Raw genomic sequence first — 8573 nt, 5'->3', positions numbered from 1 at the left:
ATCAGTATTATATATTTTAACATTCATAATTATTACTTGGAGGAAGTTTGTTTTCTCTTTGCATAGATTTAACTATATTCTTCCTCCATTTAATTAATGTTATTATACTCACTTTTTTTTGAATTATACTGAACATTACATATATATGTTGTACTTTTCATTGAATTTTTTCACTTGTTCACCCTGAAGTTTTTGACACAGTCTTATTGTTTAAGTTTACTTTCAATAATCTCAGATTGAATATCACATTTTTCAAGTATGATGTTGTTTAAACTTTTCTCTAGCATACGTGGTTTAAAGGATATCTGAATATTGGCTTCCTTACTTTCGATTTCTTTGGTGTTCACGATTCCTTCCGCTTCTTTTAAGGATTCTAGAGCACAGTTTACAGGACCATCTACTCTAATTTTAGCAATAGCATAACTCCAATTGGTTATTTTATTAGCTAATTCAATTTTATCCATTTCTGTGTCGATAAGTCCTTTGATGTAAGTGTTTATTGGAAGGAGTATAATTGCTACAGTTAATCCTGCAATTGTAGTAATAAGTGCTATGTATATTCCTTGAGAAAGTGCTGCTGTGTCAGGGCTCACTCCTAATGTTTTAAAAGTTAGCCATAGTCCTGAAACTGTACCAATAAGTCCTAAAAATGGAGCTATTTCAATAATTGTCTTTAATGTATCAAGTCCATTGGTCATTTTACTTACTTCAACAATAAAAACCTGTTCCATTGCTTCTTCTACTTCAATTCTATTTTTATAACCTATTTTAAGAGCCTCAGAAATAATTCGTGACACTGGGTTTTTATATTTGCTTATATTCTTTAAAGCTTCAATAGCTCCTCCAGTTTCCATTGAGGTGATAACAGTTCCCATTATTTCTGTTGTATCAATTTTACTAATCTTTTTAAGATATCTTATCTTTTGTATTGAAAGAATGCCTCCATAAATTCCAACAAGTGTGATAATGTAAGTTAAAGCTCCTCCATTTTGAAACATATCAATTACTAACTCAAAGAAATTTATTATAGTATCAATTATTATCATAAATAACCTCTTAATCTATCATCTTAATTTTAATATTTTAGTGTATTCTTAAAGTATATTTTAATATTCTTTATTATAGTGTTGGTTTAATTATTTATTAGCTATCCATTAACTAATTATATATAATAATATCAGTATTATATATATATATTATATTTAATTATAATTAATTAATAGTATATTATTAGTTTTTCATTTATTCATTTAATATTTTCTTATTATTCTAAAATGGTAATATTACTATTAGAAATATTCATACTATATTTAGATTTCATTAACACTTTGATTTTTATGATATATGAAACAAACTTTTAAAAAAAGTTTTGTCATATGCTATTTCCAAAAATAAACCATTTTAAGTATAAGGAATGCTTTTATTAATATTAGTATTAATTTATATTAATTTCATTATTTTAAATTTTTGACTGTTTGCCAAGATTTTCTAACAATTATGGGCATTTCATTAAAGCTATAATTACTTAAGAACTTTTTTGTTTTAGGATCACTTGGATAACCTGAACCAATGTCTCCGATTTTCCTGTACTCTTTTTTAAGTTCTTCTATTATTGCATCTCGTTCGGCTTTAGCTATTATTGATGCTGCGGCTACTGGTATGTATTTGTCATCAGCTTTATGCTCGGCTTTAACTTCAATATCTTTTACAATTGCTTTAACCTCTTCTTCAAGTCTTTCAGGTTTAACATCTAATGAATCAATTATTATCTTTTCATATGTGGTTTTCTCTAATAAATTTTCAATAACTTTATTCATAGCTATTTTTTCAATATCATTTAGGTTGACACCATTTGCTCTTAAATTATCAATATCTGCTGCTGTTATTTCAATCGTTTCCCATTCAAACATATTCTTTAATTTACGAGATAATACTTTTCGTCTTGTTGCTGTAAGTCGTTTAGAATCTTTAACACCCATTCTTTCCAATACATTGTTTTTATCTTCAGGAACTATAACTCCTGCAACTATAAGGGGTCCTATTACGGGGCCTCGTCCAGCTTCATCAATACCTAAAACATTCATTGTCACACTACTTGTTTTTAAATTAAATATACTTTATGATGATATAATTTAGTTATGTATATGATTATAAAATAAAATATTATATTATACTTTTAATTAGAATTAGTATATAAAAATAGCTATAATTTAATTTTAATGAATATAAACATATAAAAGCATTATTAAAATATATTTATTATAAAATAAAGTGTATTACTTATGAAATAGAATATAAAAATTAGAAAAAGATTAAAAATAAAAATAGCTAAAATAATATTATTGAAGTTAATAAATTAAAACTAATTAAAATAAGATTAGACAATTTAAAATAAGATTAAAAATAGCTAAAATACATTAGGCAAATTTAAAATAAGATTAAAAAGAAATTATTATTTAAAATATTATTTCATAGCTTTTAAACGTACTTCTGGTTCTAAAGCTCTTGGTTCAGCTGCTACTATTGCAGCACCTTTTGCTACAACGGTCATTGGATCGTTAGATATTTGTATCGGGATTTCTAGTTCGTCACAGATTCTCTCTCTTAATCCTCTAAGTTGTGAGCTTCCTCCAACAGCTACAGTGTTGTTGTAGACTCCTGCTATTAGTTCTGGAGATAATCTTTCGAGAACAAGGTTTAATCCTCCAATAATTTCTTTTACAATTGGTTCAGCAGCGTCAGCTATTAAATCAGAGTCGATTGTAACTTTTTTAGGCTTGTTATCAATTGTAGATTTACCAATTATGTCTGTACTAGTTGTTTCTAAGTTAGCTTTGCAATGTATTTTACCTACTTTGATTTTTCCATTTTCTGCTTCGTGAATTCCGATTTCAACATTGAACCTTTCTTTTACCATGTCTACAATATTGTTATCGATGTCGTCTCCTCCCCATCTTACAGTTTCAATGTCAGTTATTCCTCCAAGGGATATAACGACTAAATCAGTTGATCCTGCACCAATATCAATTACCATGGTTCCATTTGGTTCAGCAATAGGTAATCCTGCACCAATAGCTGCAGATAATCCTTCACTTATAACGAGAACATATTCTGCACCAGCTTTTCTCCCAATTTCTTCAGCAGCATTTCTTTCTACCTCAGATGCATCTCCAGGGATACCAATAACAATCCTTCCAATTTCTTCCCCTTCTTTTTTACCTATTTCCATTGCTTTAACAAGTAATGCTTGTGCTTGTGCTATGCTTTCAATTACTCCTTTTCTCAGTGGTCTAAGTGCAATAATGTCTTCAGGTGTTCTTCCAAGCATCATTTTAGCTTCTTCACCAACAGCAAGAACTGATGTTTCATCATTTTTCTTCACTGCAACAACAGAAGGTAATTGGTATAAATCGAACTTATCTCCAGCGGGTTTAGCAATAACTGTATTTAAAGTTCCAAGATCGATTCCTAAACTATTACTAATTGCTTTCTTTTTAGGTTCTATACTTTCATTTACTTCTTCTTTTTTTCCAAAAATTCCCATTTTAATATTCCTCCATAATTAATATAAAGAGTCCCTTACTTAATAATTATTTAATTAATAGCATTAGGAGTCATTTTTAATATCTTTAAAGTCTATTACAAAAATCTGATTAGATTTAGCTATTTCTTGAATGGTTTCAACATTCTTTTCTTCTTCTGTAGATATAAGAATTGCAGATAAGATAAGATCACTCATAGTAAAGAGTGGAGAAACCATAGTTTTTATAAAAGAAGGTAGTCTTTTACTCATTCTTAAATCAGTTTCTATAAATCCTGTGGTTTCGTCCTCAAGTAATATTGAAAATTTTGCATTAGCTCTTTCAACATCTCCAACAAATTTTTTGATATTATCTTCTGGAGCAACAAGTAACATTAGATTAGGTTCATTACTTACATAGTAAGGAGCTATTTGGACACATGCTCCTCCATTTTCTTTACATAAATAGCTAAACTCTCTTATTTTGTTAGTGTCTCCATTTAACATTATAAAATCGAATTTCTTTTGAACAAATGATTCTTGTAATGTAACATGTTCTCTGAATAATATTTTGACACGGTCTTTTGAAGCTATTGCTGAATAAGCTACATTATTTACCAGTTCTTCATTACCAGCTATCACACACCATACTTCTGCAGAACTGTGTTGTGTTGATACTTTGGCAGCTTGCCTTAGAACTTGTATTTTGTCTTCAATCATGTTTGTTCACATTTATAGTTTAATCTAACAACCTTGATTAATAATCAGTAATAATGTATTATTATGATGCAATTAATTTGATCTATTAAAAAGTGGTACATGTTCATAATACTTTATAATTAATAATGGGTATTCAATGTTAGTAATAAATATTTAACATTATAATAGATATTTAACTTTTATATGTAATAATAGAAATATTAACAGCATTGGCACATCATGATAAGAGTACCAATGACTTTAGGATATTATAATGACCATTATTAATATAATTGAATTATTTTAAGTATCATTTTAATTAACAATTAATTCATGATTTAATAAGAATTTAATTTTAAATTAGTTTAGAATTCTAAATCATTTAAATTAAATTTTGATAAAAGTCTCAATGTTATTATAATATAACATTTTAATAATATCTAATTATATTATTATATATATTTAACTTTTTATATTATATGTATTATATGTTGTTAATCTTTTATTTGAATAGATTTATATTAATTCATTTTATTACTAATTATTTCTTCATAAAAATCATAATTCATAATTAATATATTTTTAGTTAGTTGTATTATTTTAGTTAGTTGTATAAGTTTATAATGGTATACTATGTATTGATTTAGCTTATTAATTTAAATAGGTATTTATAATAAGTATACTTAAATGTTAATTAGGTATATATAGTTTATGATGACATACTTAAAACAATCAACTTAGCATTCTAATTAAATTTTTATTATTTTTTATTTATTTCATTATTATTTTTCAATAACATATTACTTTTAACATTAAAATTAATAAACATTAATAAATAACTTATGAAAAAGTATTACTTGGAGTCAAAATATGAAAATCAAAAAAACAAATATGAGATACTTTATAAGAATTCCAGATTTAGTATCATTGTTGAATTTGTCATTTGGATTTTTAGCTATTTTAATGGCTATAATAAATGAAATAGCTATTTCAGCTATATTTATCATAATGGCAGGGATTTTTGACTCTTTAGATGGATGGACAGCAAGAAAAGTTGGAAAAACTGATGAATTAGGTTTTGGAAAGAATATTGATTCACTATCGGACATTGTTTCATTTGGTGTGGCTCCAGCGATACTTTTATACATATTGGGGGCGAAATGCTCTTTTGAACTGGCTTATATTGTTTCAATAGTTAGTTTATTCCTTGTTATCTGTGGAGTTTTAAGATTAACAAGATTTAATGTTATAGCAGATAAGACAGACTTCAAAGGATTCATTGGAATGCCAATTCCTGCAACGGCTTTAATACTATCAACATATGTATTATGTGGGTTTTTTAATATAGAAATAGCTATTGTATTAATGCTAATTTCAGGGATTTTAATGATTAGTAATATCAAATATTCTAAGCCAAAAAACATGAAATTAATAGCTATTTATGCAGTTTTCATATTATTAATATTATTACCATTTCCATTTGTATTTTATGGGGTAGATGTTCCTTCTGCTGTGGTTTTAATAATAACCTTATTATTTATGTTAAGTGGAGTAATTAAAAAATTAATTCAAATCATGACTAATAGTTCAAAACATAACCAATAAAACATAACCAATAAATGAACAAAAACTCAACAAGTAACAAAAGGTAATACTAAAAGATAATACTGAGAGGTAGTACTAAGTGGCAATACTAAAAGGTATATTAATAGAATTTAATAACTGGGCTTTGAGCAAATAATCAAAATAAAGAATTCTCCTAATCTTTACTTATCACACCTGATTAAATAAAGCCCAATGTTTCATTTCCTTTTACATAAATTGTGACTTATATTACTAATTGCAATATTATTAATACTATTATTGTTGAATGGTATTTAGTGATTATTTTTTATTAACTTCTAATTTTTCTTCTTTTCATTTATCTTCTCATATTCATATTTATTTCATTATCATAGGTTATATTATGAGAGATAAAGATCAAATTACAAATAAAAGTAAAAATAACAATTCTCAGGAAATTAAAATTCAAGACAGGTCTTCATTATCAAAGCCCAAACCACAGAAATTTTCAAAAACCAAATCATTTATACATTTAGTTTCAGATAAATTAGATCAATTAGCTGGAATCGAATCAAATAACTCATCAAATATTAAAAAATTTCTAAATAAAGATTTAAGTGACGTTTTTATTGAACACACAAACTTAAAAGACAAATTTAATCAATCTATCAATATTAAATCAAATAATCATATTGAATTTAATCAATATGATGATAAAAATAATGAGAATAATTCTAAATCAAACAATTCTTTAAAGTTTTTAAGAAATATTGATAAAATAAAAAGTTTAAGTAATTCTAAAATTAAAAATTTCATGAATACAGATTTTAAAATAAAAAAAAAGGAAAATAAAAATATTATTAATAATAAATCTGTTATTACTAAAGATAATTCTAATCAAACAAGCAAGAGTAAGGTTAATGAGGATAAAAGCAATGATAATGTTATTGATGTTAATGGGAATAAGGATAAGACTATTAATAAAAATAATAAAGGAAATAACAATAGGAATAAAAATGATTTTAATAGATTAATTAATAAAATAAACAATAATTCCTCTAAAAATAGTTCCTCTAAAAATATTGAATCTAAACATATTAAATCTAAAAATATCGTGTTTAAAGACAGTAATCAAGATAATAATAAAATAGTTATTGATAAATTAGATATTGAAAATTCAGATAAACCAATTTTTAACATTAACACCTTTAAAAAATCAATTGATTCTAATAAAAAACATGATTTTATTAAAGAAAATTCTGTTAAATTAAATATTTCAAATAATAACAATAATAACAATAATCATAATTATAATAATCTTAACAATGAAAATGTGAGTGTTAATAATAACCTTAAATCTAATGAAAATGATTTTGGATATGATAAACATCATAATGTTGACAATTTAAAAGATTTTCATAGATTTAGTTTTTCAAAATCAAAGAATGATTTTAATAATTATAATGGGGATAAATTAGCCAAATTTCCTGTTAAGGAGATCAGTGATAATCATATTGATAATACTAAGTTCAATACTACTGATATTGATGATAACTCTGATAATATTATTAATAAAAATGATTTTAAAGTTGATTTAATAAATAATAGGCTAAATAGTCTAGATAATAGCGATAATAAAGATAATTCTTTAAATAAATTGGATAAAGATTATATTAATAATTTTAATAACATTAAATCTAATAATAAAAATAATAATAATTTTAACAATAAAAATAATGATCATGACAATCAAATTAATAATCTTAATTGTAATATTAATAATAATAAAAGTAGTAATATCTTTTCTAAGCTTAAATTTAATTCTAAAGATTCTTCAGATTCTAAAAAATCGATTATTCCTAAGGATGAAACTAAAACTAAAGTAGGGCTTGGGATTTTTGGTCTAGTTGTAGTAGTAATGATCTTTATAGGCTATTTTTTACTTATTTATTCTCCTTCTCAAGATGAATTAAATAAAGCAAAGGCTATTAAATTTAATGAGTTAAATTCACTTTATAAAGGACCTTTAGCTATTAACAAGGAGGTCAGTGCTTTGAAATCTCAAATCGAAAATGCTAAATCTCAAGAAGAGGTTGGAATCATTGATATTATTCGACCTGCAACTCAATCGTGGCGTAAATATCAACTTATTGAATTAAATAGGGTCTATGATAACTTTAGCAGGGTAATGGTGCTTTATAGTTCGAATGAAAATAAGAGTATTATTATGCCTTTTAATGAGGCTAGTTTACTTATTAATAGTAGTGATGCTAAAGTTTTATCTAATCTTGAATTTAAAAAACCTGATACTGTTATTGTTCCACTTACAATATCTCGTACACAAGCTGGTGCAGGATTAATCTCTGAAGGTAATCTTGTAGATATTTATTTTTTAAATTCCAATGGTTCAAATGCATATTACCAAACTAACATCTCAGGGAGTGATTCTAATTCAATAGATAGTAATGATAACTTAAATAATTCATCAACATTAACGACAGATATGTCAAATAATTCATTAAGTCCTAATTCGCCTCAAAATAAGTATCCTTTAATTAGTGGTGCAACAGTTGTAGCTATTATGCGGTCTAAAGATAGTGGTGCAATTGAAGCTAACTATATAAAGTCTAATACTAATGAGGATTCGCATTTAATGTTTCTTTTTTTGTTCTATTTTATTGATTTTTTCTTTATTTTTTGTGTTTTTATGTGAGTTTTTTTTAATATTTTGTTGGTTTTGTTGAATTGTTTTTAGTTGTTCTTATTGTTTTTGGTTTGTTTAATTTTATGT

Annotated in this window: 6 protein-coding genes; 2 read left to right on the top strand and 4 right to left on the bottom strand. The window is 25.2% G+C overall.

Features of this window, described 5'->3' with window-relative positions:
• Positions 1-203 precede the first annotated feature (203 nt).
• The 4 genes from MBFIL_RS00575 to MBFIL_RS00560 form a co-directional block, all read right to left on the bottom strand.
• Positions 204-1043 carry a MotA/TolQ/ExbB proton channel family protein gene (locus tag MBFIL_RS00575; RefSeq protein ID WP_066970438.1) on the bottom strand — a complete coding sequence of 280 codons (840 nt, stop codon included), beginning with the start codon at positions 1041-1043 and terminating at the stop codon, positions 204-206.
• 411 nt (positions 1044-1454) lie between these two features.
• A complete protein-coding gene (gene rnhB, locus MBFIL_RS00570) occupies positions 1455-2084 on the bottom strand; it encodes a ribonuclease HII (protein WP_066970436.1) in 630 nt (209 codons plus the stop codon).
• Positions 2085-2464: 380 nt separating this feature from the next.
• Positions 2465-3544 carry a rod shape-determining protein gene (locus MBFIL_RS00565; RefSeq protein WP_066970434.1) on the bottom strand — a complete coding sequence of 360 codons (1080 nt, stop codon included), beginning with the start codon at positions 3542-3544 and terminating at the stop codon, positions 2465-2467.
• Between the two features lie 63 nt (positions 3545-3607).
• Positions 3608-4240, bottom strand: a complete 633-nt coding sequence (locus tag MBFIL_RS00560) for a hypothetical protein (protein ID WP_066970427.1) — start codon at positions 4238-4240, stop codon at positions 3608-3610.
• A gap of 849 nt (positions 4241-5089) precedes the next feature.
• Between MBFIL_RS00560 and MBFIL_RS00555 the strand changes: the two genes are divergently transcribed.
• Together MBFIL_RS00555 and MBFIL_RS00550 are read left to right on the top strand one after the other, a co-directional pair.
• Entirely contained in the window at positions 5090-5824 is a 735-nt protein-coding gene (locus MBFIL_RS00555; protein ID WP_066970424.1) for an archaetidylserine synthase, read from the top strand.
• Between the two features lie 361 nt (positions 5825-6185).
• The gene (locus MBFIL_RS00550) at positions 6186-8495 is read left to right on the top strand and encodes a hypothetical protein (RefSeq protein ID WP_066970420.1); all 2310 of its coding nucleotides are present in this window, start codon (positions 6186-6188) and stop codon (positions 8493-8495) included.
• The last annotated feature ends 78 nt before the right edge of the window (positions 8496-8573 follow it).

Source organism: Methanobrevibacter filiformis (assembly GCF_001639265.1).
Lineage (GTDB): Archaea > Methanobacteriota > Methanobacteria > Methanobacteriales > Methanobacteriaceae > Methanacia > Methanacia filiformis.
Note: the sequence above shows the minus strand (reverse complement) of the source record. Positions and strands in the feature narration are given on the sequence as shown.

Excerpts from the sequence above, each read along its gene's own strand:
- rnhB (WP_066970436.1), bottom strand. The coding sequence starts at position 2,084 with ATGAATGTTTTAGGTATTGATGAAGCTGGACGAGGCCCCGTAATAGGA.
- MBFIL_RS00565 (WP_066970434.1), bottom strand. The coding sequence starts at position 3,544 with ATGGGAATTTTTGGAAAAAAAGAAGAAGTAAATGAAAGTATAGAACCT.
- MBFIL_RS00560 (WP_066970427.1), bottom strand. The coding sequence starts at position 4,240 with ATGATTGAAGACAAAATACAAGTTCTAAGGCAAGCTGCCAAAGTATCA.
- MBFIL_RS00550 (WP_066970420.1), top strand. The coding sequence starts at position 6,186 with ATGAGAGATAAAGATCAAATTACAAATAAAAGTAAAAATAACAATTCT.
- MBFIL_RS00555 (WP_066970424.1), top strand. The coding sequence starts at position 5,090 with ATGAAAATCAAAAAAACAAATATGAGATACTTTATAAGAATTCCAGAT.